The sequence below is a fragment of the Rhodococcus sp. NJ-530 genome, from assembly GCF_003860625.1.
Classification (GTDB): domain Bacteria; phylum Actinomycetota; class Actinomycetes; order Mycobacteriales; family Mycobacteriaceae; genus Rhodococcus_F; species Rhodococcus_F qingshengii.
This window is the reverse complement of the sequence record NZ_CP034152.1, coordinates 718,466-743,560: the sequence shown is the minus strand read 5'-3', so window position 1 is coordinate 743,560 and position 25,095 is coordinate 718,466. Positions and strand designations below refer to the sequence as shown.

Sequence of the window (25,095 nt, the reverse complement as noted above, 5' to 3'; positions counted from 1 at the left end):
TGCGGGCAACCGACTCACCCCTCAGCAGGCTTGAATCTGCCGAGTCCCAGCGACTGAAATCCCACGACGTAGAACAGCGTCCACAACACGGCCCAATCCACGAAACCCAGTGCATTGCCGTGCAATCCGTCGACAACTGCCGGCTCGTGAAGAATGTGCTCTGCTGCAAAGCGGTAATAGAACAAGAATGTGACCACCGCGAGCACAAACGTGAGCAGCGCGCGGATCGCCAGGTTGACCCCGTCCGCAAAGCCCGTGGGTTTGTTACCGAAGGCGTTGGCCCAGAAGATCATCCAGAATGCCCAGCACACACCGAGCTGCGCCGGGAACTGATGGACCACACCACCCAACTCGGCAACGGCATCGCTTCCCAAAAGTGCCTTAACCACTGGAAGCGCCACGAAGTACAAGCCGGTTCCCACGGCGAAGTTACCGATCGTGGCTGCGAGCGCCGTCTTACCCCCGCCGCCGAACAGTCGCCACGGCCAGTTGTCGAGCGTCTGGCCAGTCAGGATCACAACCACCACGACGCAGTAGAACCACCCGAGCACGGTGTCGACGGTCATCAACGGATCCGTGGCGGACAGCGACACGGACGGCAGACCGAACACGAAGTACAGCGCCAGCGTCGGGACGGCGACAAACGCGATCTCACACAAACCCACCAACGGCTGCTTCATCCCCAGGGAAGTCCACGGCCAATGCTGCCAGTTCAGGACCACCATCACCCAGGTCCCGAAGCCGAAGAGCACGAACAGCGCACCCGCGAAATATCCGAGGCCGCCCTCACGATCGGCCGCGAAATCCGGGTACAAACTCCCCAAGCCGTTTGCCAGGAGCCACGTCACGACGACGGCGAAGGCCGCGGTCGCGACCATGATCGCCAGGCCTTTCGCCGGCTGTGGGAGTCGATCGAAGCCGGCGAACTCGCAATTGAAGCCGATGAACACAACAAAAAGGATTGCCCAGAAAAGCGCCGCGTTGAACGGCAGAGGATAGAAACTCCAGGGACTGGTGGTCGGATCGGCCAGAAGGTACCAACTCGCCACGGCCAGCACGAGAACGATCACGAGGTTCGCGATCCCGAACCCGATCCAGCGGCGTGACGGTTGTCGGCTCGGCGTGGCCGGTTCCGTGGGTGTGTCGACTGTAGCGGTCATGTGCCCTCTCCCAGATTGTCTCGCAAGATGATTCGCGAAGTGGTGGCGCAACTATGGAACCGCCGCGCGGGGTACCGGGAGGGTTGCCGAGGGTTGCAACTGCTGTCCGATTTTCCGGAATTGCAACACGGTGCAACCCTTCCGCATTGTGGTCGCCGTCACATACAAATCACTCACCGGTTCCCAGGCAACCGGTTCACTGCTTACGAGGAGAAACTGCATGAGCATCACGGGCAAGGTAGTACTGGTCACCGGCGCCGGCCAAGGCATCGGACGCGGAATCGCTCTCCGCCTCGCCCACGACGGCGCCGACATCGCGTTGGTCGACCTCGACCAAACCAAGCTGGATGCGGTTGCCGACGAGATCAGACAGATCGGCCGTCGTGCAACGACGTTTGTCGCCGACGTCAGCGATCGCGCGCGGGTTCACGCAGCCGTCGAACATGCACACCAGGAATTGGGCGGATTCGACGTCATCGTCAACAACGCGGGAATCGCTCTCGTCGGCCCGATCTCCGACGCGACGCCGGAAGAGGTCTCCAAGATCTGGAGCGTCAACGTCGACGGCGTCCTGTGGGGAATTCAAGCTGCAGCAGCAAAGTTCCAAGCGCTCGGTCAGCGCGGAAAGATCATCAACGCGTCATCCATCGCCGGTCACGACGGGTTCGCCATGTTAGGTGTTTACAGCGCAACAAAATTCGCGGTCAGGGCCCTCACTCAGGCTGCAGCCAAGGAATACGCGTCCGACGGAATCACCGTCAACGCGTACTGCCCCGGCGTCGTAGGCACCGACATGTGGGTGACGATCGACAAGAGGTTCGCCGAATTGACCGGTGCACCAGAGGGCGCCACCTACGAGAAGTTCGTCGGCGGAATTGCGCTGGGTCGAGCTGAAACCCCCGACGATGTCGCCGGTTTCGTCTCGTACCTTGCCGGGCCCGATTCCGACTACATGACCGGTCAGGCCGGTCTCATCGACGGCGGCCTCGTCTACCGCTGACCGCGGTGTCTTCACTGAAAGCGGTGTCTTCGCTGAAAACGGTATCTTCGCTGAAAAAGCGGTTGCCCGAGCCCGCGATGCCGCCCGGCGAGGATCCTCGCGACTACGCGAGGACCCTCGCCGCGGTGTACGACGCGACGATGGCCGGAGACCGCGCACCGGCCCGCCCCAGGGACGTGGTCCGCCAATCGTGGCAACGCCTGCGCGAGTTAGGTATCGACCCCGAACACAACCGGGTCGAACCGTCCATGGACGTCGCCGAACTCGATCTCCGTCGTCGTGAGTCCGGACTGTACGACGTGCTCGACGACGTGACGCGTGGACTCGAATCGGTTACCGCGAGCGGTGAGAACATCATGGTCGTCGCAGATCTTCGCGGAACTGTACTGTGGCGCAGCGGGTCCCATCGAGTACTGGACCAAGCTGCGCGTCTGGGATTTGTCGAGGGCGCGAACTGGGCCGAGGACAGCGTCGGCACCAACGCCATCGGAACGGCATTGGTGTCACGACAGGCGGTTCAGATCTTCTCGGCGGAACACTATGCGCGCAGCCATCATCCGTGGACCTGCGCGGGGGCACCCATCCGCGATCCGCGGGACGACCGTGTCATCGGCGTCGTCGACATCAGTGGTCCCGCCAAGACCGTCCACCCCACCACACTCGCTCTGGTCGACGCCGTCGCACGCCTCGCGCAATCACACCTGCGCGACAAGCATCGGGACAATCTCGATCAATTGCGTTCTGTTGCAGGGCCGATGCTTGCTCGTAGCGGATCACCGGCATTGGTGATCGATACTCATGGCTGGGTAGCGGCGGTCGATGCGCTACCTCATCGCTCGCGCGTGCTGCTCCCCGCGGCTTTGGCTCCCGGCAGGACGTGGTTCCCCGCTTTGGGTCTGTGCGAACTGGATCCACTTCCCGGCGGGTGGGTGGTCCGGCCGATCGCCACCGGCGAGAAAATCAGTGTGCCCACGGTGCATATCGATCTGCGCGATTCCGAGAACATGTCGGTGACCGTCACGTCGGGGTTGGGCGAATGGGCCTACTCCCCGACCCAGCGGCATGCGGAGATTCTGTTTCTCCTCGGATCCGAGAGGCGTGGACTGACCGCATCGCGGTTGGCGCAGGATCTTTTCGGTGACCCGGCCCGCACGGTGACCGCGCGGGCCGAGATGTCGCGTCTGCGCAAGAACCTTGCCGGAGTTGTTGCAGCGCAGCCGTACCGGTTCATCGATGCAGCGCACGTGACGTTGTCCTGCCCCGTGAACGGCGCACATCTGTTGCCGTTTTCGAACGCCCCGGCTGTGCGTGCCGCTCGCCTTACTCAGGCCGGTTCGGAGGCCTGAGTGAGCAACTGCAGAAACACCTCTTCGGGCTGAGCGCCGGACACGGCAACCGCACGGTTCGCGACAAAGAACGGAACGCCGCTGACCTGCAGTTGGCGGGCCATGGAGAGATCTTCGCGGACAGCCTCCGCTGCGGCATCGGAGCCCAGTTGCTCGCGCACGACATCGGCGTCGAGGCCGACGCTCACGGCCAGCTCGACCAGCACCTCACGGTCGTCGATCACCTTGCCGTCGCTGAAGTGCGCTTTGAACAGCGCTTCGAGGAGTTCGTTCTGCCGCTTACCCGCGAGATGCAGCAACCTGTGCGCATCAAAGGTATTGGCGGCGATCACGGTGTCGAAGTCCAAGGTCAACCCGACCTCGGCGGCCGTCGCGCTGACGTGGGCGAACATCTGACGTACCTGATCAGGCGCCATCCCCTTCATCTCGACCAAGGCGTCGAGTTCGGTTCGGCCCTCTCCCACCGGGGTCTCCGGAGCGAGCTGGTACGAGCGCCAGATGACGTTGACGCGGTCCTTGTTCTCGAAACGATCCAGCGCCGAGAGGAACCTGGTCTTTCCGATGTAGCACCACGGACAAGCGACGTCAGACCACACTTCGATGGTCACGTCTTGGTCAATCACGATTTGATCAGTCACCGAAGGTGCAACAACGAACAGGGTCGGGATTAGTCCCGAGTCACGTCACCAGGCCACACCGGAACGCGATCAACGACGCACTCACCCGGTTGGGCACACCGAGCTTGGCGAACAACGAGGAGATATGCGTCTTGACGGTGGTCTCACCGAGGTACAGTCGCTCCGCGATGACGCTGTTGGCCGCGCCTGTCGCCAGGATTGTCAGCACTTCGCGCTCACGCTCGGTGAGCGAAGCGAGGGGAGTCAGGTCGGGTGCTTGCCGACGCGGCGCCGAGGCCACGATGGCACGTAGAGAATCGGAGCTGAACAACGAGTGGTCCGACGCCACCACCCGTACTGCCTGCTGGAACGCCTGTGGGGCCGCGTCCTTGCTCAGGAAACTGTGCGCGCCCGCCTCGACCGCTTGCACGACCATGTCGTCGACGTCGAAGGCGGTCATCGCGATGACCTTCGGCGGATTGCTCATGGTCATCAACTCTCGGGTGGCCTCCAAGCCACCGACCCGTGCCATCTTCAGATCCATCAGCACCACGTGCGGACGAAACCGAGTGACTTTGGCTGCGACCTGATCGCCGTCCTCGGCCTCGGCAACCACCACGATGTCCGGCGCTGCTTCCAGGATGTCCTTCATTCCGCGCCGAACCCAGGCGTCGTTGTCGACGATCAAAACTGTGATGCGCGAGTCAGCGTCCATAGTGCGCTCAGATTACCCAGAGCCCCCGACAGTCGGAGGGTGGGAGGGTTACGACGACCAGGGCACCCAGCAACTGACGAGGAAATCGTCCCCCAGCGCGCCTGCCTCCACCTTGCCGCCGATTTCTCTTGCCTGTTCGGCCAACCCGCGTAAGCCGGACCGCGAACCGATCGACGTCATGGGTGCAAGCTCGCTCAGCTTGTTGCGTGCGAGGATACGAATTCCGTCGTGCGGCGACCCGGTCACCGAAACGACGAGCATCTGGTCGCTCGCGTACTTCTGGACGTTGGTCAACGATTCCTGAACGACGCGATAACAGACGTGCCCCGCCAGCATTCCGACATCACCCGGGAGCAACTCCGATTCGAGACGGCAGTGAATGCCCGCGGCGCGTGCACCGTTGACCAGATCGCCGATCGCGTCGATCCCCTGGTGCCCGCCGTGTTCGCGGCGATCACCGCTTCCCCTGAGCACTCCGACGATTCCCTTCAATTCGTCCAAAGCCTCGTGCGCGGTGGTTCTGATCATCGCAGCGGTGTTGACGACCTTCTCGGGATTGTCTGCCGCGCTGACCTGTAACCCACCGGCGAACAACGAAATCCGGCTCAGACTGGCCGCGATCGTGTCGTGCATGTCGCGCGCGATCCGCGTTCGTTCCTCGGTGCGAATCATCTCGTCGCGCATCACGTCTGTTTTCTCGGTGGCAAGATCCCGTACGTGTTCGGCCTCGACGAGTTCGGTTCTGGTCCGAATCAGGAGCGAGAGCGCCACGACGATGCCGGCCATGACGGCTGCGACGAGCCACGGGATCCAGATGGCGACGTCGTATTGAACGACCGCCGAACCGTCCTTGGGTTTCATCGTTCCCATCGTGAGAACGGAGTACTCACGATTGCGAAAAGCGTCGTAGGTCAACGAAATTCCGCACGCGACGAAGACAGCTGCCGCAGCGGCAGCAAGCCGAGGCCCACGCGCGATTCGAGCAACGGCGAACAATGCGATGAGCGCCGCCGTCGCATCGGTGGGGAAGAACAACGGGCCGACCAGCGTGATCGCCAGAACCACCCAGGGATACTGATGGCGCCACACAAGCGATATCCCACCGGCCACGCCCAGGACGAACCCGATACCGACCAATACCGGTGGCATATTTCCCGACGCGCCTGCGATGCCCACCGTCATGAAGGAACAGAAAAGGCTGAACGCGACAGCGGCGGTAGTCCATACGCGTCGTCGCACAACGGTTCCTTTGGTGGTGATCACCGAGCAAGCGTATCCACCGCCACCGACGCCTCGAATCAGCCGAACGGGTGGACGAACCGCCAGGCTCCGACCGAAAGGATGAGGCGGACCGATCTTTCGACCGAAGCGGTGAGCAGTCCTCACATCGTTGACTTGTGCCATACCAACTCTCGAAAGGCGCACATCATGCGATCACTCCGCACTCCCCTCGCCCTCCTCGCCGTCGGCGCAGCCCTGTTCGCAACCATCGCCTCGGGCGAGACCGACGAAGCGAAGAAGGTCGACGACAACGGTTCTTCCGCCGCACCTGCGGCCGCCTTCGGAATCGGTGACGTCGTCGAACTGGGCGACTGGCGCGTCCAGGTACACGGCGTCGTAGATCCCTACGTCTCGACCAATCAGTTCATCACCGCTGATCCCGGAAACCGCTACGTCGTGGTCGACACCGAGGTCACCAACAACAGTGACAAGCCGTCGACGGTCTCGTCGATGATGTGCTTCGAACTGCAGGACTCGGCAAACAAGTCGTACAACATCACGTTCACCGACAGCAGCACGTCGAGTGTCGACGGAGAGCTCGCGCCGGGCGCTGCCAAACGAGGCGAATTGGCGTACGAGGTCCCCGAAGCCGCCACCGGTCTGCGCCTTCAGTTCAAGTGCGATCTGTTCTCGTCCGGCTCGGCAACCATCAACCTGTCGTGAACCGTCCGGGCGATCTGCTGCTGAATCCGTGGGCACTGGTCTCGGTGGCCGTCATCTTGATCAACGACCACGTACTCAAAGGGGCATTCGGGAACACGATGACGGGCAAGCTGTCCGACGTCGCCGGTGTGTTCCTGCTTCCCCTGCTTCTGCTCTCGGTTCTCGAGGTGCTCAGGCGAAGTCTGGTGGGGCGAGCAGCGATCGCCTGGTCCATCGCAGTCACGGGGATCGGCTTCGCCGCCGTGAAGGTGATACCGCCGATCGGCGACGCATACGAGTGGGTGATCGGGTTTCTCCGCCTGACCGCAGGAGGATTCCGCGGAGATCTCTTGCCGATCCTGGTCTATCGCGATCCCTCGGACCTGTGGGTGCTCCCGATCCTGTTCGCGAGCTACCTGGTCGTCACACACAACCGCACTCGGGCGCCGGAGGGGGCGCCCGAGCGCGAGATGATCAGTCCAGGGCCGCATCCAACGTGATGTCGACGCCGGTCAGCGCCTTGCTGACCGGGCAGGTTTCCTTGGCCGCCTGGGCAACCTTGGCAAAACCGTCGGCGTCGAGGCCGTCGACCTCGGCGCGAACGGTGAGCTTGATTCCGGTGAGCTTGAATCCGACCGTGTCGGGGCCGAGTGACACGTCCGCGGTGATGTCGAGGCTCTGGGGGGTCCCGCCGGCCTCGGCGATCAGGGCCGACAACTGCATCGCGTAGCAGGACGAATGCGCCGCGGCGATGAGTTCCTCGGGGCTGGTGGTTCCGCCGGCCTCCTCAGCTGCGCGCTTGGGGAACGACACGTCGAAGGTGGCGACGCCCGAGCTGGTGAGTTCCACCTGTCCCGATCCGGCCTCGAGGGTGCCGTTCCAGGCGGTGCGTGCGGTACGAGTTGGCATTGCTGTCCCTACTTCCGTCTTCACATGATTCGGTGAACGCCTTGCGATCACGAACCTACCCGCGATACGTGAAGTCACACCTACTGTTTCGGGCGGGACTACCCGAGGAGCGTCGCGGACAGCAGTTTCTCGACGCGGGCCTGCGCGGAGTTCTCCGAGGAAAAGTGCACGATTCGGCCGATGTCGAAGACCAGTCCGAGCGCCGCGTGGACGAGAAACCGCGCTTGGACGATCGACAACTCCGGACGCGCCTCGACACACAAGTGCGCCCACTCCTCGACGTTCAAACGCTGAATGTTGCGCAACTCGGTCCGTGATCGATCCGGCAAACTGCCGATCTCGGCAAAGTACACGGCCAACAGTTCGCTGGTTCCGAACGAAACCTCGACGTACATCTTCGCCAACGTCTCGACGGCCGCGAGAGGAGTCTCCGACTCAGCCAACGCCGAGCCCAACGTCATAGTCAGACGATCGGACGCACGGTGGAAGGCCGCAGCAAGAAGGTCGGCCTTGCTCGCGAAGTGCCGATACACACTCGACGCGTTGATACCCGCCGCGGCACCGATCTCCTCGATGCTCACGTCGTGGTAGCCGCGCTGATAGAACAGCAACACTGCTTCCTGAAGCAGCACTTCGCGTTTCGACGTCCGTACGAGGCCTGTTTTGCGTTCGGACGCCCCTGCCCTCGCGCCGTCCTCCTCGGCAGCGGGCAATTCGACGCCGATGACGGACCAGCATGCCGCAAGAATCAGCGCTTCGATCTGCTTGGCGGACAACGCGGATCGATGACCGGTGATACTGGCGATCACACTGAGCACGGCGGGCGCGATGAGTTCTACATCCGCCGGGTCGAGTTCCGGACGAACCGCTGCCAGCGGCTCGGCGATCCGAAGATTGAGCGTGCGCATTCCCACCCGCAATTGCTCACGATCCTCGTCGACCAGATACCTGCCCTCCCATCGGTAGAGCCCTCCCCGGCGCCGATTCTCGATCGTCGCGCGGATGACACCCACCATTGTGGAGTTCAACTGCTCGCGTGGATTTTCGTTTCCGTGCACAGCTGGATCGCTGGCATCCAACAACGCCTGCGTCAGGTTGTTCACGGTGTAGACGAACAGGGCGTATTTCGTGGGGAAATGACGATAGAGGGCCGGACCGGAAATTCCGACCTTCGCTGCGATCTCGTCGATGCCCACCGCGTGGTAGCCACGTTCGCTGAATGCTTCCGCAGCAGCGGCCGCGATTTGCGCCTTCCGATTCTTCGGACGCGTCCGTGGTGCAGGGTCGCCGCCACGCACGGAGACGCGTGTCTGTCCGGGCACCTGACCCTCCACTTCCGTTGCTTTCTCTTGCACTGCCTTCGTCCGCTGCACCGCACTTCCACGGGCGCGAGTCCGAACGGATCATGTTAACCGTCGCGAAGGTCGCAATTCGCGCCCGGTACTGCTTCACCCGAAACCCTACAACGCAGTTGTAGCGGCGGACGGATTCCGGAAAAGAGTCTTGACACCCGCTCTCTCAGCGGTGTTATGTTAGTCACGATTCGCACAACCTCGCACGTAGTCCGCTGGCGGGCTCGTTCCCTGCGGCGTGAAGTTTTCTTCGCCGGCAAGAGGGTTCGATGCCGAATGACCGACCGTAAGAAAGTAGTTGTGAGCAGATGATTCGCACTCGCTTCACCGAAATGTTCGGCGTTGACCATCCCATCGTGCAAGGGGGCATGATGTGGGTGGGACGGGCAGAACTTGTTGCGGCCACGGCAAATTCCGGCGCCCTCGGGTTCTTGACGGGCCTCACTCAACCCACACCGGAAGACCTCGTCAAGGAAATTGCTCGAACCCGCGATCTCACCGACAAGCCTTTCGGCGTCAATCTCACTATTCTGCCGTCGATCACGCCGCCGCCGTACGCCGAATACCGCCAGGCGATCATCGAATCCGGGATCAAGATCGTCGAAACCGCCGGTTCCAATCCGATCGATCATCTTCCGCATTTCAAGGACGCAGACGTGAAGGTTATCCACAAGTGCACTGCAGTTCGACATGCGGTCAAGGCCGAGAGACTGGGCGTCGACGCCGTCAGCATCGACGGCTTCGAATGCGCCGGGCACCCAGGCGAGGACGACATACCAGGGCTCATTCTGATTCCGGCGGCCACGCAGCAACTCACGATTCCGGTGATCGCTTCAGGCGGAATCGCAGATTCACGTGGACTCGTCGCGGCGCTTGCGCTCGGAGCAGACGGCGTCAACATGGGAACTCGCTTCATGTGTACCGTGGAATCCCCTGTCGCACAATCGGTTAAAGAGCAGATTGTCGCAAACACCGAACGCGACACCAAGCTCATCTTCCGGACCCTTCACAACACCGCGCGCGTAGCCGCGAATGCGATCAGTGCCGAGGTCGTCGACATCGAAGCACGTGGCGATGCGCAGTTCAGCGACATTCAGCATCTGGTAGCCGGAGCCCGCGGACGCAAGGTCTTCGAGGACGGCGACCTCGATGCAGGCATCTGGTCCGCCGGACAGAGCCAAGGATTGATCAACGACATCCCGACCGTCGCAGACATGATCGACCGCATGGTCTCGGAGGCCGAACACCTCATCACCTCACGGCTTTCCGGATTCGTCACCGCTGTGAGCGCGGCATGACCGCCACCGCCGAGACGGGCTTTCGCTCCGAAATCACCGACGGTGTACTGCGATTGACCTTCGACCGCCCGAAGCGGATGAACGCGATCGATCTGCCCACGATGACTGCTTTCGCAGCTGCCGTCCACGACGGCGGCGCAGACCCGGCCGTTCGCACCATCGTCATCACCGGATCCGGTCGAGCGTTCTGCACCGGAGCCGACCTCGCCGCAGCGGCCGTCAACCCCGCAGACCCGAAAGTCGTCATGGATGCGGCGACGTCGCTGATTCGCGCCATCACCAGCGCCCCGGTCCCGGTGATCGCCGCGGTCAACGGCCCGGCCGCCGGCGTCGGAGTGTCCATCGCTCTAGCCGCGGACCTGACGTACGCCGCATCGAGCGCCTATTTCCTCCTCTCCTTCGTCAACATCGGCCTGATGCCCGACGGCGGCGCCAGTGCGTTGGTACCGGCAGCGATCGGACGTGCCCGAGCGGCCGAGATGGCATTGCTGGGCGAGCGAGTTTCCGCCGAGGACGCAGAGCGATTCGGGCTCGTGTCCCGCACCGTCGCCGACGACGCGTTCGACGCACTCGTCGACTCCGTCGTCGATCGCACGTCGAAGGCTCCCCGACGCGCCCTCGAACTCACCAAGCGCGCGCTCAATGCGGCGACACTGGACCGCCTCGATGCTGCGCTGGAGCTCGAAAATACCGGCCAGGCAGAACTTCTCACTGGCGAGGACTTCAAAGAAGGCGCGATGGCGATGCTGCAGAAACGCGCGCCCCACTTCAAGTAATCACTGCGAATTTTCGTTAACAAAACCACTGTACGAATCGACGGCTCACTGTAGCCTGAGTCACACAATCACCCACGCATGAGAGGAACCCATCGATGGCCTCCACCGATGCAGTCTCCGAGGCGCAGCGTTCACGCCGCACCAACTGGAACAATCAGATCGCCAGGCATGCGCAGATGATTCCCGATCGCACCGCACTGCGATTCCTGGGCGATTCCATCACCTGGAGCACCCTCGACGCACGCGTCGAGAAGCTGGCGGACGCTCTTGCCCGACGCGGCGTCAGCTTCGGCGACCGCGTGCTCATCCTGATGCTCAACCGCCCCGAATACCTCGAGGTCGTGCTCGCGACCAACGCACTGGGCGCCATCGCTGTTCCGGTGAACTTCCGTCTGACACCACCCGAGGTCGCTTATCTGGCAAACGACTCCGGCTCCAAAGTCATTGTCGCCGAAGGACCGTTGGCTCCGTTGGCAGGAGCTGCGCGAGCCGCGTCCGAGGGTATCGACATCTCCATCACCGTAGGCGCCCCCGCCGAGGGTGACAGCCTGAATTACGAGGACTTGATCAGCGAAGAGGGCGAGTCGCACGCGTTCGTCGACATCCCGGACGACACTCCTGCACTCATCATGTACACCTCCGGAACCACCGGTCGCCCCAAGGGCTCGGTGCTCTCCCACTCCAACCTGTCTTCGCAAGCATTGACCTGTATCAGGGCCTTCCACCTGTTCAATGCCGATTCCATCGGCTTCTGCGCGTCGCCCATGTTCCACATCGCAGCCCTCGGTTCCATAGCGCCGAGCCTGCAACTCGGCACGACCACGGTGATCCATCCGGTCGGCGCATTCGACCCGGGTCAACTACTCGACATTCTCGAAGCCGAGAAGGTCACCAGCTTGTTCCTCGTGCCCGTGCAATGGCAGGCCGTGTGCGCAGTACAGAAGGCGCAACCTCGAGCACTGTCGCTGAAGAACATCTCGTGGGGCGCCGCACCGTCGTCCGATACGATCCTGCGGGCAATGGCCGAAACCTTCCCGGACGCATTCAATGTCGCGGTCTTCGGTCAGACCGAGATGTCGCCCATCACTTGCGTTCTCGACGGCGAGGATGCGATTCGTAAGCTCGGATCCGTCGGTCGGGTCATCCCGACCATCTCGGCCAGGGTCGTCGACGAGAACATGGACGACGTGGCACCCGGTGAAATCGGTGAAATCGTCTACCGCGGGCCCACGATGATGAGCGAATACTGGAACAACCCCACCGCCACCGCTGACGCCTTCCACGGTGGATGGTTCCACTCCGGCGATCTCGTTCGAGTCGACGACGAAGGCTTCGTCTACGTCGTGGATCGCAAGAAGGACATGATCATCTCCGGCGGAGAGAACATCTACTGCGCGGAGGTGGAAAACGTTCTCTACGAACACGAATTGATCGTCGAAGCGGCCGTCGTCGGTCGCCCCGACACCAAGTGGGGCGAGGTGCCGGTAGCGATCGTCGCGATGGCGCCAGGTTCAGCCGTGGACCTGACCATCGAGGAGCTGAGCAGCTTCCTCAACGATCGTCTCGCGCGCTACAAGCACCCGAAGGACATCGTCGTCGTGGAAGCACTGCCGCGCAATGCAAGCGGCAAGGTCGTCAAGGGTGAACTGCGAGAGAAGGTTCGAGCGGTCGACGCAGTTTCCTGACTTCACACGCAAACGGGCGGCACCTCCAGCGAGGTGCCGCCCGTTTGTGTGTGCCCGTCAAGCACTCGGCGAATGCAACTTCCGATGCAGTTCTCGCACCAGCGGAACCAACTCCGGCACCGGGCCTTCGACCGGGACGTTCGGCGCAACCTCGTTGACGGACAGAGACTTCACCGGCGCCGGGGACACACCCCACTCCGCGAGCCAGTCGCCGAGTTGAGCCGAAGAGCAGATGTAGACGATACGTCCGAGGCCCACCCACGCGTGCGCGGCCGAACACATCGCGCAGTGCTCTCCCGAGGTGAATACCGTTGCCGTCGAACGCTCTTCCGGCGTCAGGTACTGAGCCGCCCACCGAGCCAGCTCGAACTCGGGGTGGCGAGTGTTGTCGCCGCCCGCGATCCGGTTTCGGTCCTCCGCCAGAAATGTTCCGTCGGCCGCTGCCAGGACGGAACCGAAAGGTTCGTCGCCGGCATCCAATGCTTCCGTTGCCAATTCGACGCAACGGCGCAGGTGACCCAGTTCGATGTCGTTCATGTGTACGCCCTCTCCCGTGATACACGAAACGGGCGGCACCGGTGAGGTGCCGCCCGTTCGTTACCTACTCTGCTGTACTACTCTGCTGCGCTTTCGCTTTCGCCGGCCTTGGTCAGCTCGATCGGCGGTGCGTCCGGCACGTCGATCGGCTTCTTGGTGGGCGTGAACGTGAACTTCGCGTCCTCACCCGAGCCTTCGCCGTCCCAGTTCTCGACGTCGACGAGCACGATGTGGCCGGGTCCGATCTCTCCGAAGAGGATCTTCTCGGACATCTGGTCCTCGATCTCGCGCTGGATGGTGCGACGCAGCGGTCGTGCACCCAGTACCGGATCGAATCCGCGCTTGGCCAGAAGCGACTTGGCCTTGTCGGTGACCTCCATGGCCATGTCCTTGTTCTTGAGTGCCGCCTCGACGCGAGCGAGCATCAGGTCGACCATCTGAACGATCTGCTCGTTCGTGAGCTGATGGAAGACGACGATGTCGTCGATACGGTTCAAGAACTCGGGACGGAAGTGCTTCTTCAGCTCATCGTGAACCTTGAGCTTCATGCGCTCGTAGTTCGACTCCGTGCCCGTTCCCGAGCTGAAGCCCAGGCCGACTGCCTTGGAGATGTCCGACGTACCGAGGTTGGACGTGAAGATCAGCACCGTGTTCTTGAAGTCGACGGTACGTCCCTGACCGTCGGTGAGACGGCCGTCCTCGAGCACCTGCAGGAGGGTGTTGTAGATCTCCTGGTGTGCCTTCTCGATCTCGTCGAACAGCACGACGCTGAACGGCTTGCGGCGCACCTTCTCGGTGAGCTGGCCACCCTCTTCGTACCCGACGTACCCGGGAGGGGCACCGAACAGACGCGAAGCGGTGAAGCGGTCGTGGAACTCGCCCATGTCGATCTGGATCAGAGCGTCGTCGTCGCCGAACAGGAAGTTGGCGAGCGACTTCGCGAGCTCCGTCTTACCGACACCGGACGGGCCGGCGAAGATGAACGAGCCCGAGGGACGCTTGGGATCCTTCAGACCTGCACGCGTACGACGGATCGCCTTCGAGACGGACTTGACCGCCTCTTCCTGGCCGATGATCCGCTTGTGCAGTTCCTCTTCCATGCGGAGCAGACGAGTGGTCTCCTCCTCGGTGAGCTTGAAGACGGGGATACCGGTCCAGTTGCCCAGAACCTCGGCGATCTGCTCGTCGTCGACCTCGGCAATGACGTCCAGGTCGCCCGCACGCCACTGCTTCTCACGCTCAGCGCGCTGAGCAACGAGGGTCTTCTCCTTGTCACGCAGGTTCGCAGCCTTCTCGAAGTCCTGCGCGTCGATCGCGGACTCCTTCTCGCGACGCGCGTCGGCGATGCGATCGTCGAATTCGCGCAGGTCCGGCGGTGCAGTCATCCGGCGGATGCGCATTCGCGCGCCCGCCTCGTCGATGAGGTCGATCGCCTTGTCCGGCAAGAAGCGGTCGTTGATGTAGCGGTCGGCCAGCGTCGCCGCTGCCACGAGAGCACCGTCCGTGATGGAGACACGGTGGTGAGCCTCGTAGCGGTCACGAAGACCCTTGAGGATCTCGATGGTGTGCTCGACGGTCGGCTCGCCCACCTGAACGGGCTGGAAACGACGCTCGAGGGCAGCATCCTTCTCGATGTACTTGCGGTACTCGTCGAGCGTGGTGGCACCGATGGTCTGCAGCTCACCGCGAGCAAGCTTGGGCTTGAGGATGGAGGCCGCGTCGATAGCGCCCTCGGCCGCGCCCGCACCCACGAGGGTGTGCAGCTCGTCGATGAACAGGATGATGTCGCCGCGGGTGTTGATCTCCTTGAGAACCTTCTTCAGGCGCTCTTCGAAGTCACCGCGGTAACGGCTGCCGGCCACGAGCGACCCGAGGTCGAGCGTGTACAGCTGCTTGTCCTTGAGGGTCTCGGGGACCTCACCGTTGACGATTGCCTGAGCCAGGCCCTCGACCACAGCGGTCTTACCGACACCGGGTTCACCGATGAGAACCGGGTTGTTCTTGGTACGACGCGAGAGAACCTGCATGACACGCTCGATTTCCTTCGAGCGGCCGATGACCGGGTCCAGCTTGCCTTCGAGGGCAGCTTGCGTCAGGTTGCGACCGAACTGGTCGAGCACGAGCGAGGTGGACGGCGTGCCGGCCTCTCCGCGGGTGCCACCGGTTTCGGTGGGCTCTTTGCCCTGGTAGCCCGACAGCAGCTGGATGACCTGCTGGCGGACGCGGTTGAGATCGGCACCGAGCTTGACCAGAACCTGGGCTGCTACGCCCTCACCCTCACGGATGAGACCGAGCAGGATGTGCTCCGTACCGATGTAGTTGTGTCCGAGCTGCAGCGCTTCGCGCAGACTCAGCTCGAGGACTTTCTTGGCGCGCGGTGTGAAGGGGATGTGACCGGACGGAGCCTGCTGGCCCTGGCCGATGATCTCCTCGACCTGGCTGCGGACTCCCTCGAGGGAGATACCCAACGACTCCAACGACTTGGCTGCGACACCTTCGCCCTCGTGAATGAGGCCGAGAAGGATGTGCTCCGTGCCGATGTAGTTGTGGTTGAGCATCCTGGCTTCTTCTTGAGCCAGGACAACAACGCGCCGCGCGCGATCGGTGAACCTCTCGAACATCGCTCTCCCTCACACTCTCCGGCGGGCAGGTTCGAGACCGGATGTCTCGTCCCTGGTCGCCGCGTTTCGCTCCGGCACTACAGACTGATCGCCTCGCCGGTCAGCGGACTGACGTCCACGAATCGACAAAGGTTGCACGACCCCACTTATTACTCTAGAGGGCGCGAAGTCCACCTGCTGCTCCTCCACCCGATTGGCGGCGGAAGCCGGACTGCTTACCGTTCACAACGTCGCAGCTGAGGGAATCGTTTCCCGGTTCCTGTACGCCTGAAGCGAACAGCGATTTTCGACGCCTGATCAGCCGAATATCGGGAGTACCCGAGCGCACGGCACCTCACGCGGATTCGACGGATCCAGCGCGTTGAGCGTCAGAGTCGCCGTTCGCTGCGACGCCACCAGCGCGATGTGATCCGACAGGTCCTGCTCGCAACCGTCCTGAACAACTATGTTCGACGCGTTCGACGCGGCCAGTATTCCGCTGCTGTACGGAACGACCACTTGATCGAATCGAGTCACGATGTTGGTGTACTCGACGTCATCGGAGTAGACGCCCGCGTCGCGCAGTTCGGTGACGAAGCTGGCGTTGTCGAAATCCGGTCCCCCGACGCCTTCCGGCGGGCCGACCTCCGAGCCGTCCCACAACGGAGCGATGGAGACGATCTTGGAAACGTGCGTGTCACCGCCGAGGAACTTGGCGTAGTAGGCACTGACCGTCGTCCCCTGGGAGTGCCCGATCAGGTCGACCTTCGAGGCACCCGTCGCAGAGAGAACGTCGTCGACGAAGTCCGACAGCTGCCCTGCGCTGTCTCCGAGTGGTGCGAGACCGCCGGCTGCGGAAATCGGCCACGGCTGGTCCGTTCGATTCCCGAAGGTGAGCGCAAAAACGCAGTATCCCTCGTTGGCCAGTACGGGTGCGAGTACGCCCCAATTGGTCTGACGGTTGGCCGCCGTCCCGTGCACCAGGACGACTGGATCAGGATGAGCAGCGGAAGGCGTGCACGAGAAGTCGTTGGTGCCAGGGGCCGATCCGCCCGGGTTGGTCGCTTCGAGGGCGATTCCACTGAGGAAACCGGACGGAACGGGAAGAGGTTCGTTCGCTGACGCAAGAGACGGCGCGGACGCGGCCACGGCTCCCGCCACAGCGAGAGCGCCCACGCATGTTCGAATCCCCACCGAAGGCCTCCGCATAGTGATCAACCCACGACGGGCAATACCGAGTTGCAAGGTACCGGCCGCTGATGCGCGGGGTCGAGTGCATTGAGAGCAAAAGTCGCGGCGCGCAGCGATGCCGCGATTGCCAGGTGATCGGAGATGTCTTGCTCACAACCGTCCTGGACGACGATGTTGGTGGCGTTCGGCCCAGGCTCCAGCCCATTTGTATACGGCAGCACCAGTTCGTCGTAGCGGGTCGTGATGTTCGTATAGTGAACACCCGGCGCGTAAACGCCTCCCGCACGGAGATTTTCGATGAACTCCGAGCCTGCCCCCATGTTCAGACATGCCTTGCAGATCGGGAATCCGGCCTGCGCTGCCTCGGATACCCCGAGTTCGCGAAGGCTGCGGCCGACACTTGCCTGCTCGTTTCCGAGCGTTCCCTTCCACAGCGACGCCACCGAGACGATGTTGTCCACTTTGTCGGCACCACCGAGGAACTTCGCGTAGTACCCGTTGATGATGGTGCCCTGGGAATGTCCGATCAGATCTACCGATGTAGCACCCGTGGCATCAAGTACTTGATCGACAAAATTCGACAATTGCGCTGCGCTGGAAGGAATTTCCTGCATTCCACCGATGGCCGACAACGGCCACGGCTGCTCGGGGAAGTTGCCGTATGTCAGCGCGAAGACGCAGTAGCCCTCGTTGGCGAGCAACGGCGCATAGGTGGCCCAGTTGGTCTGCCTGTTTCCACCCGTTCCGTGAACGAGCACAACCGGATTGGGATGTTCGGCAGTCGGTTTACACGAAAAGTCATTGGATCCCGGAGCTGAACCGCCAGGATTTCCCAACTCCTGAGGAACACCGGCAAGGAAGGCATTGGGCACGGACAACGGGGCCTGAGCCGAAGCCACGGAGGTGAACCCGACGAGCATCAGAGCGGCAAGAACCACGCCCCCGAACAACCTGTTTCTGTGCACGACCGACTCCTCTACGAGAGATGCGAACCGTGCAGACGCTAACAAACTAGAACGCGTTATCAATCCGTTTCGGCAAAATGCGCCCGAATCCATTCGCGATCCATTTCAGACGGCCTTTTCGTAGGCTCGGCGCACCTCGGTGGAAATACGACCGCGGGCCGAAATCTCGAAGCCGGCACCCTTGGCCCATTCGCGGATGGCGGCACTCTGATCGCGGTCCGCAACGGGACGGGATTTGGTCACCGCTCCGTTGACTGATTTGGCGGAATTCGACTTTCTCGCATGAGGAATCCACTTTTTCAGTGCATCGCGCAGTTCCGCGGCGTGGGCGGCGGTGAGATCGATTTCGTAAGCAACTCCGTCGACGGAAAACTCCACAGTTTCGTCCGCGGGCGATTTTTTGTCCAGATCGTCAACCATCGTGACAACAACCTTTTTCACCACGACCATTCCTCCCCAGATCCTCCGATAAGCAGCGACAATAGCACCTGGACAAACGTCCTGTCTTGGATCGTCAGGATGATTGGGACTTCTCGCCGCCGGGTATGCCGGTCGACTTGTCTTGCGACAAGGACAGTGCCGATACACTCCTCGCGACGCATCGGGGGATGCATCCAGACGGGGGAATCATGACAGACGACGGCTCGAGAAAAGACCTCTACCGAGCGCAATCTTCGCCTCCAAGAACAGCACTCTCGCCAGTATCGCTTACGGCGGACCCACGAATTTCACCATCTCCGGACGCCCTGCGATCCGGTACACCGCAACCGTCACAAATATCCCGGCGGACAACGAATGCGATCCGCCCTCAGCACAATTCGATGTCGTCACCACACCCGGATACTCCACAGCCGAGGTCATGGTCTTCCTTGTCCAGTCGGATCAGGGACTACCTGACGCACTCAACCAGGGCACGATCGACCAAATCATCGCAACAATTCGTAAGTCCGAAACTCGGGCGACCGCGCATGGATGAATCCTTTGCCGCAGGCGAATGTCGTTGGGAACTATCGAATACCTTGGGAGCGCCCCAACTGAAAAAGGTTCAGCCGCAACATGTGCGGCCGAACCTTGATCGAAGTAAAGCTAGCGAGCGGACGGACGAACGATCGGGAAGAGGATCGTCTCGCGAATACCGAGACCAGTCAAAGCCATCAGCAGTCGATCGATTCCCATGCCGGTGCCGGTGGTCGGCGGCATGCCCTGTTCCATCGCGGCGAGGAACTCCTCGTCCAGCACCATCGCTTCGTCGTCGCCTGCCGACGCGAGGCGCGCCTGGTCGACAAAGCGCTCACGCTGGATGACCGGGTCGACAAGTTCGGAGTAGCCTGTCGCCAACTCGAATCCGCGGATGTACAGGTCCCACTTCTCGGTGACACCCTTCTTGCTGCGGTGATCACGGGTCAGGGGCGACGTCTCGACCGGGAAGTCACGGACGAACGTCGGCACGTACAGCTGATCGCCGCACTGGTGTTCCCACAGCTCCTCGACGAGCTTGCCGTGGCCGTAGCCCTTGTCCTTGGGAACCTCGAGGCCGACCTTCTCCGCCAGAGCGAGAAGCTCGTCGACCGTTGTATCCGGCGTGACCTCGGTGCCGATGGCAGCCGACAGCGACGGGTACATCTCGAGAACCTGCCACTCGCCACTGACGTCGTACTCGGAACCGTCGGCGAGGGTGAGGACCTGCGTGCCGAATGCTTCCTGCGCAACTTCCTGGACGAGTTCACGAATCATCTTCGCGGAATCGTCGTACGTGCCGTAGGCCTCGTACGTCTCGAGCATCGCGAACTCGGGCGAGTGGGTGGAGTCGACGCCCTCGTTGCGGAAGTTGCGGTTGATCTCGAAGACCTTCTCGATACCGCCGACGACGCAACGCTTGAGGAACAGTTCCGGCGCGATACGCAGGTACAGGTCGATGTCGAGGGCGTTCGAGTGCGTGACGAACGGGCGAGCTGCCGCGCCGCCGTGCAGCGTCTGCAGCATCGGCGTCTCGACCTCGAGGAAGCCGCGGCTCTCGAGTGCATTGCGCAGCGCACGGACAACTGCGACGCGCTTGCGGGCGTTGTCCCGAGCCTCGGGGCGAACGATCAGATCCGCGTAGCGCTGACGCACCCGGGACTCTTCGCTCATTTCCTTGTGAGCAACCGGCAGGGGGCGCAGCGACTTGGACGCGATCTGCCACGCGTCGGCCATCACGCTGAGCTCGCCGCGACGGGAGCTGATGACCTCACCGTGGATGAAGACGAAGTCGCCGAGGTCGACGTCGGACTTCCAGGCAGCCAGTGCCTCTTCGCCGACGCCGGCGAGGCTGATCATGGCCTGCAGCTGGGTACCGTCGCCTTCCTGCAGAGTCGCGAAGCACAACTTGCCGGTGTTGCGCATGAAGATGACGCGGCCGACGACGCCGACCAGCACACCAGTCGCCGTGTCCGGCTCGAGTTCCGGGTACTCCGCGCGGATCTGCGCGAGCGTGTGGGTGCGATCGACCGAAACCGGGTACGCCTCCTGCCCCTGCGCGAGGATCCGTTCACGCTTCTCGCGCCGGATACGGAGCTGCTCGGGGGTGTCGTCGACTGGCTGGGCTTCTACATCACTCACGGGGTACAAGACTACTGGGCCGTGTCCACCGCGTTTGTTGCTGGTAGCACCGCGGCCACCGCGAGCACGATTCCCGACAGCAGGTACAGCCCGACCCGAACGTGATTCCACATAGTCCAACCCGCCTCGTACGACGCCCATGCGGCCGCGTCGGTAGTGCTGACCGAGGCAAACGCGTCGTTGCGAGGGACGTGGTAGATCGCGGTCACCGCGAAGGACGCGAGCACCCCGACGCAACCGACGACAGCAAGGACCCAGCCGTCCGGTCTGGAGATCGCTGCCCAGATTCCAGCGGCGATCGCGGTGAGCGCCGATCCGACCAGCGGCAGCATCAACGCACTACGCGGCGCTTCGACGTTGATCGCCTGCATCGACGTGATCGCGGTATGTGCATCGACCGACCGCAGAGCGGGCATCACGAAGGACGAGAAGGCAAACAACGCACCACCGGCGACGAGCGCGCCGAGCGCAGTCACCCCGAGCAGCAGCTCCAAGAAAATCTCGGATTTCTTCACGACCAGACCCCCGTTCGGGCAGCCTCGGCGGCAAAAGTGGTGAAATCTCGAGCGGGTCGTTCCAGGACCTCTTCGACGACGCCGGTCACACTTTGATTTCGTCCGTCGAGAACCTCGGCAAACAGGTACCTGAGTAACTCCACGACGTCACTCGGGACGCCGACCTCCGCCATGCCGTCGGAAAACTGTTTGAGTCCAATTCTTTCGAATGTCACGAGACGACCCGACGCCGTCGAAATCGCATCCACCGCCGCCGCGAAAGTGAGCAACTCCGGACCTGTCACCTCGAGAACTCGGCCAAGGAGGTCGGTTCGAGTCAATGCGGCCACCGCCACGTCGGCGAGATCGTCGACGTCGATGAACGGCTCCCCCACCTCACCGACCGGAAGTGCCAGGTGGCCTTCCCGAATCGGATCGAGTAGGTACCCCTCACTGAAGTTCTGGGCAAACCAACTGGCCCGCACCACAGCCCATTCCAGACCGCTGTCGGCGAGAACCTGCTCGGCTTTCTGCGCCGCCGGTTCACCGCGCCCGGACAGGAGCACCATGCGACGAACCCCTTCGCGGTACGCAAGCTCCGCGAACTCCTCGATGTGGGCGCTCGATTCCGGAACAGCCAGATCTGGCGCATACGTCACATATGCCACGTCGACGCCGGACACTGCTGGCTGCCACGTCGTCTGATCGTTCCAGTCGAAACGCGCCCCGGATGTTCTCGATGCGATTCGGGTACGGATTCCCACCGCCGTCAGCCTCTGCGCAACGCGCGCACCGGTCTTACCGGTACCACCGATCACTACTGCCGATTGAATGTCGCTTGTTGTCGTCATGCACTCATTCGACCGCGGAGCGTCAATACGATCCATAGCCGAAGGTCGCAAAAACATACGCCAGCGTCTACCGTCGAAGCATGGATGCATTGTCGATGATGCTGGCGGGATCGCGGGCGGAGGGCGCTTTTCTACTGCGCTCGCTGCTCGATCCACCGTGGTCATTACGTATCGAGGACCACGCACCGATCACCGTGCTGGTTCTGGTTCGAGGCAGCGCGGTCGTCGTCTCCGACACCGGACAGACAGAAGATCTCGAGGCCGGCGACGTTGCACTGTTGCGCGGCCCCGATCCGTATACGGTCGCCGATCACCCGGACACACCAGTCCACGTACTGATCGACGAAGCACAGAATTGCGCTGCGGTCGACGGCACAGCACTCGAGGACATGTCGGTTCTCGGCGTTCGCACCTGGGGCAACTCGACCAGTGGTCAGACCGTCATGCTCACGGGCACATACCGTTTGGACTCCTATGTCAGCCGTCAGATCCTCGACAGCCTGATACCCGTCGCGGTAGTCCGTCGCAGCATGGAAACCACGCCGATGACGACGCTTCTGGAACAACAAATCGCCGCGGACGGGCCAGGGCAGGAAGTGTTGTTGGACAGGCTCCTCGACCTGGTTCTGATCTCGGCGGTCCGTACGTGGTTCGCGGCGAACCCGGATCGATCGCCGCGTTGGATCAAGGCCTACGAGGATCCCGTCATCGGGCATGCCTTGCGGCTCATACACAATCGGCCGGAGCACCCCTGGACGGTCGCGGCTTTGGCCCAGGAGTCCGGCTGTTCGCGAGCGGCCTTCGCGCGCAGGTTCACCAGCCTCATGGGGATCGGACCGGTTGGCTATCTGACCGAGTGGCGCTTGTCGGTGGCGGCGGATCTGCTCGCAGACCCGGCACGAACGGTGTCGTCGATCGCGCGAGAAGTGGGCTACTCGAGCCCCTTTGCCCTCACAACCGCGTTCACCCGTCATCACGGAATGAGCCCGAAGATGTACCGCCAGACCCGCTGTGCGCCTTTATTAACCGCCCGCGGTTAATAAAGGCGCACAGCAAATACCTCAATGAGCCGAAACCGCCGCCAACTCGCGGGAGCAATGACGAACTCCGCTGAGCGCACCGAGCAGGCCGGCGGCCTTGATCGCCTGGTACCCGCCCACGAGATCGGTGGCCTTGTGCAGACCCAACTGCTGCAACGACGCTGCGGCCAGGCTCGAGGTGTAGCCCTCGGAGCAGACGATCACCCACTCGACGTCGTGGTCGGTGGCCAACGCGAGGTGTGCGCTGCTGGTGGGGTCGAGGCGCCATTCGAGCACGTTCCGCTCGATCGCGAGTGCACCGGGAAGAGTTCCCTCGATGGCGCGCTGCGCCTGCGGGCGAATGTCGACGAAGATCGCGCCGCGGTGGAAGGCTTCGGTGAGCTGGAAGACGTACATACGATCGATCTGTGCGCGAGCGTCGTCGAGCATTTGGTCGATGGTCATTTGGTGCCCCCCTCGGGCAGGTCGGTCAGCTCGGTACGGGTGCGGCGAAGTGTCCGGTGATCCGTCACTTCGTAGAAGGACATTGCCGTCAGCGGCGGCGAGTAGGCGTGAACGCTCAGAGTCGGTGCATCAGAGCTGATTTCGATCGGAGCACCGGGAGCATCCGTCGAACGCACGACATCGTGAACCCATCCGAGCGGGAACGAAGCCTGATCGCCGGCGTCGAGCTGGCGTTCCACCAGGGCGTCACCGGCCCAACGGAATTCGGTGAGCGAACCACTGAGGACGGTCAAGGCACCGAACGAGCCTGCGTGGTCGTGCAATTCGGTGTTGCGTTCGGGCACCCAACTGATGAGCCACACATCGACGTCGTCGTCCGCGTGCAAGCGGGTGGACCAACGGTCGAGCGTCGGGAAGGTGTCGGGGATGAGGTGATCGAAACGGCCGTCGAGCACGCCGTTTGCTCCCTCGTCGGTCAGACGCAGCAGATCGGCCGGGCGAAGGCGGGTAGGCAACGACGCACCACTCGGGCGACGTCCGGACGCCCCACGGTTAGCGCTACGACCTGCGGAAACAGCACGGTCAGCAGTAAGAGTCGGGGCCAAAACAGAGAGATCTGCAGAATATGTGGATAGCACGAGCTAGCTCCAAGGAATGTGAATTGGTCAAGGCAGCGGTCAGCCTCGACAACACTCCTGAGCACCCATGCAGCGATTCACGAGCACCATTGTGGCATAACTTTTGCAATCGCGAAACCGCTGGAACGAAACCATCGATCAGGCGACGGGTCGTCGACCGGATCCACGACGCGCCTGATTGCGCTCGAAGACCAACCTCAGCCCCTCGAGGGTGAGGTCCCGTTCGAGGTGATCGATGGTGTCGGACTCGGGAATGATCAGCGGTGCGCTGTCCCCGGTCGCGATCACGGAGACGTCGTCACCACCGAACTCCGGTAGTTCGTCGCGGACGCGGTTGACCAATCCGTCGACGAGGCCTGCAAAGCCGAATACCGCACCGGACTGCATGCATTCGACGGTATTCTTGCCGACCACCGAACGCGGGCGCACCAATTCGACCTTGCGCAGCGCAGCGGACTGCGACGCCAAGGCATCGGTCGAGATCTCGAGTCCGGGCGCGATGCAGCCGCCCAGAAACTCACCCTTGGCGGAAACGACGTCGACACAGGTCGACGTACCGAAGTCCACGACAATGCACGGCCCCTCGTAAAGATGGTGAGCGGCAAGGCTGTTGACGATCCGGTCGGCTCCCACCTCTTTGGGGTTGTCCACCAGCAGTGGCACACCGGTGCGAATACCCGGTTCGACCACCACATGGGGAACGTGACCCCAGTACCGCTCGAGCATCACACGGATTTCACGCAAGACGGACGGCACTGTCGACAGCGCCGCAACGCCGGTGATCTGATCGACATGAGAACCCAACAGCCCACGGAAGGTCAACGCCAACTCGTCGGCAGTCATCCGAGGATCGGTTCGCATTCGCCAGTCCTGCAACAGCTTCGAATACTCACCAGTCCCGGAGAACAGACCGAGAACGATGTTGGTGTTCCGGACGTCGACCGTGAGCAGCATGG

Annotated in this window: 25 protein-coding genes; 8 read left to right on the top strand and 17 right to left on the bottom strand. The window is 62.4% G+C overall.

The annotated features are described in order from the left end of the window. Positions 1-14: 14 nt before the first annotated feature. A complete protein-coding gene (locus EHW12_RS03445) occupies positions 15-1,160 on the bottom strand; it encodes a hypothetical protein (protein ID WP_125050289.1) in 1,146 nt (381 codons plus the stop codon). Between the two features lie 220 nt (positions 1,161-1,380). On the opposite strand from EHW12_RS03445, the gene EHW12_RS03440 reads away from it, so the two are divergent. Together EHW12_RS03440 and EHW12_RS03435 are read left to right on the top strand one after the other, a co-directional pair. Beyond that, positions 1,381-2,160 (top strand): acetoin reductase, encoded by a 780-nt coding sequence (locus tag EHW12_RS03440; protein ID WP_054826788.1) that lies wholly within the window; start codon positions 1,381-1,383, stop codon positions 2,158-2,160. Positions 2,161-2,237: 77 nt separating this feature from the next. After that, positions 2,238-3,506 (top strand): GAF domain-containing protein, encoded by a 1,269-nt coding sequence (locus EHW12_RS03435; protein ID WP_125052520.1) that lies wholly within the window; start codon positions 2,238-2,240, stop codon positions 3,504-3,506. Here EHW12_RS03435 and EHW12_RS03430 read toward each other — a convergent pair. The 3 genes from EHW12_RS03430 to EHW12_RS03420 are packed head-to-tail and all read right to left on the bottom strand — an operon-like array spanning position 3,485 to position 6,242. Further along, positions 3,485-4,129, bottom strand: a complete 645-nt coding sequence (locus EHW12_RS03430; RefSeq protein WP_241199088.1) for a DsbA family oxidoreductase — start codon at positions 4,127-4,129, stop codon at positions 3,485-3,487. The two genes, EHW12_RS03435 and EHW12_RS03430, sit on opposite strands and share 22 nt — an antisense overlap. Positions 4,130-4,184: 55 nt before the next feature. Further along, entirely contained in the window at positions 4,185-4,838 is a 654-nt protein-coding gene (locus tag EHW12_RS03425) for a response regulator transcription factor (RefSeq protein ID WP_042451934.1), read from the bottom strand. A gap of 48 nt (positions 4,839-4,886) precedes the next feature. Next, positions 4,887-6,242 carry a histidine kinase gene (locus tag EHW12_RS03420; protein ID WP_042923593.1) on the bottom strand — a complete coding sequence of 452 codons (1,356 nt, stop codon included), beginning with the start codon at positions 6,240-6,242 and terminating at the stop codon, positions 4,887-4,889. Between the two features lie 24 nt (positions 6,243-6,266). Here EHW12_RS03420 and EHW12_RS03415 point away from each other — a divergent pair, with 24 nt between their 5' ends. Together EHW12_RS03415 and EHW12_RS03410 are read left to right on the top strand one after the other, a co-directional pair. Beyond that, positions 6,267-6,782: a DUF4352 domain-containing protein gene (locus tag EHW12_RS03415; protein ID WP_003945701.1), complete on the top strand. Its 516-nt coding sequence runs from the start codon at positions 6,267-6,269 to the stop codon at positions 6,780-6,782. Then, the gene (locus EHW12_RS03410; RefSeq protein WP_064111334.1) at positions 6,779-7,261 is read left to right on the top strand and encodes a hypothetical protein; all 483 of its coding nucleotides are present in this window, start codon (positions 6,779-6,781) and stop codon (positions 7,259-7,261) included. Before EHW12_RS03415 ends, EHW12_RS03410 begins: the two co-directional genes overlap by 4 nt. Here the strand turns inward: EHW12_RS03410 and EHW12_RS03405 are convergent. Together EHW12_RS03405 and EHW12_RS03400 are read right to left on the bottom strand one after the other, a co-directional pair. After that, positions 7,236-7,670: an OsmC family protein gene (locus EHW12_RS03405; protein ID WP_007726950.1), complete on the bottom strand. Its 435-nt coding sequence runs from the start codon at positions 7,668-7,670 to the stop codon at positions 7,236-7,238. The genes EHW12_RS03410 and EHW12_RS03405 overlap by 26 nt on opposite strands. 98 nt (positions 7,671-7,768) lie before the next feature. Then, entirely contained in the window at positions 7,769-8,992 is a 1,224-nt protein-coding gene (locus EHW12_RS03400; RefSeq protein ID WP_042923747.1) for a TetR/AcrR family transcriptional regulator, read from the bottom strand. A 338-nt stretch (positions 8,993-9,330) separates the two neighbouring features. Here EHW12_RS03400 and EHW12_RS03395 point away from each other — a divergent pair, with 338 nt between their 5' ends. From EHW12_RS03395 to fadD5, 3 genes are all read left to right on the top strand, one after another. Next, positions 9,331-10,320, top strand: a complete 990-nt coding sequence (locus tag EHW12_RS03395) for a nitronate monooxygenase family protein (protein WP_063315059.1) — start codon at positions 9,331-9,333, stop codon at positions 10,318-10,320. Continuing rightward, entirely contained in the window at positions 10,317-11,096 is a 780-nt protein-coding gene (locus EHW12_RS03390; RefSeq protein WP_003945899.1) for an enoyl-CoA hydratase, read from the top strand. The genes EHW12_RS03395 and EHW12_RS03390 overlap by 4 nt, the downstream gene beginning before the upstream one ends. Positions 11,097-11,191: 95 nt before the next feature. After that, positions 11,192-12,781: a fatty-acid--CoA ligase FadD5 gene (gene fadD5, locus EHW12_RS03385; protein WP_125050288.1), complete on the top strand. Its 1,590-nt coding sequence runs from the start codon at positions 11,192-11,194 to the stop codon at positions 12,779-12,781. Between the two features lie 57 nt (positions 12,782-12,838). Here fadD5 and EHW12_RS03380 read toward each other — a convergent pair whose 3' ends face one another. The 8 genes from EHW12_RS03380 to EHW12_RS03345 form a co-directional block, all read right to left on the bottom strand. Then, positions 12,839-13,318: a nucleoside deaminase gene (locus tag EHW12_RS03380; RefSeq protein WP_054825400.1), complete on the bottom strand. Its 480-nt coding sequence runs from the start codon at positions 13,316-13,318 to the stop codon at positions 12,839-12,841. A gap of 77 nt (positions 13,319-13,395) precedes the next feature. Beyond that, positions 13,396-15,939 (bottom strand): ATP-dependent Clp protease ATP-binding subunit, encoded by a 2,544-nt coding sequence (locus tag EHW12_RS03375; protein ID WP_003945604.1) that lies wholly within the window; start codon positions 15,937-15,939, stop codon positions 13,396-13,398. A 297-nt stretch (positions 15,940-16,236) separates the two neighbouring features. Continuing rightward, entirely contained in the window at positions 16,237-17,094 is an 858-nt protein-coding gene (locus EHW12_RS03370; protein WP_054187905.1) for an alpha/beta fold hydrolase, read from the bottom strand. 38 nt (positions 17,095-17,132) lie between these two features. Next, entirely contained in the window at positions 17,133-18,029 is an 897-nt protein-coding gene (locus tag EHW12_RS03365) for an alpha/beta fold hydrolase (protein ID WP_164490609.1), read from the bottom strand. Between the two features lie 150 nt (positions 18,030-18,179). Continuing rightward, positions 18,180-18,518, bottom strand: a complete 339-nt coding sequence (locus EHW12_RS03360; protein ID WP_003945673.1) for an Lsr2 family protein — start codon at positions 18,516-18,518, stop codon at positions 18,180-18,182. 642 nt (positions 18,519-19,160) lie between these two features. Continuing rightward, positions 19,161-20,672, bottom strand: a complete 1,512-nt coding sequence (lysS, locus tag EHW12_RS03355) for a lysine--tRNA ligase (protein ID WP_003945834.1) — start codon at positions 20,670-20,672, stop codon at positions 19,161-19,163. 11 nt (positions 20,673-20,683) lie between these two features. Next, positions 20,684-21,187: an anthrone oxygenase family protein gene (locus tag EHW12_RS03350; RefSeq protein ID WP_054826783.1), complete on the bottom strand. Its 504-nt coding sequence runs from the start codon at positions 21,185-21,187 to the stop codon at positions 20,684-20,686. Then, positions 21,184-22,017 (bottom strand): NAD(P)H-binding protein, encoded by an 834-nt coding sequence (locus tag EHW12_RS03345; RefSeq protein ID WP_073512057.1) that lies wholly within the window; start codon positions 22,015-22,017, stop codon positions 21,184-21,186. The genes EHW12_RS03350 and EHW12_RS03345 overlap by 4 nt, the downstream gene beginning before the upstream one ends. Positions 22,018-22,097: 80 nt before the next feature. Between EHW12_RS03345 and EHW12_RS03340 the strand changes: the two genes are divergently transcribed. Beyond that, entirely contained in the window at positions 22,098-23,057 is a 960-nt protein-coding gene (locus tag EHW12_RS03340) for an AraC family transcriptional regulator (protein ID WP_070161946.1), read from the top strand. 21 nt (positions 23,058-23,078) lie between these two features. On the opposite strand, the gene EHW12_RS03335 is transcribed toward EHW12_RS03340, so the two are convergent. The 3 genes from EHW12_RS03335 to EHW12_RS03325 all read right to left on the bottom strand — a co-directional run bounded on the left by EHW12_RS03335 (position 23,079) and on the right by EHW12_RS03325 (position 25,093). Continuing rightward, positions 23,079-23,501: a rhodanese-like domain-containing protein gene (locus tag EHW12_RS03335; RefSeq protein WP_003945445.1), complete on the bottom strand. Its 423-nt coding sequence runs from the start codon at positions 23,499-23,501 to the stop codon at positions 23,079-23,081. Continuing rightward, positions 23,498-24,016 carry a cysteine dioxygenase family protein gene (locus tag EHW12_RS03330; RefSeq protein WP_007726989.1) on the bottom strand — a complete coding sequence of 173 codons (519 nt, stop codon included), beginning with the start codon at positions 24,014-24,016 and terminating at the stop codon, positions 23,498-23,500. The genes EHW12_RS03335 and EHW12_RS03330 overlap by 4 nt, the downstream gene beginning before the upstream one ends. A gap of 261 nt (positions 24,017-24,277) precedes the next feature. Next, the gene (locus EHW12_RS03325) at positions 24,278-25,093 is read right to left on the bottom strand and encodes a type III pantothenate kinase (RefSeq protein ID WP_007726991.1); all 816 of its coding nucleotides are present in this window, start codon (positions 25,091-25,093) and stop codon (positions 24,278-24,280) included. Positions 25,094-25,095: the final 2 nt, after the last annotated feature.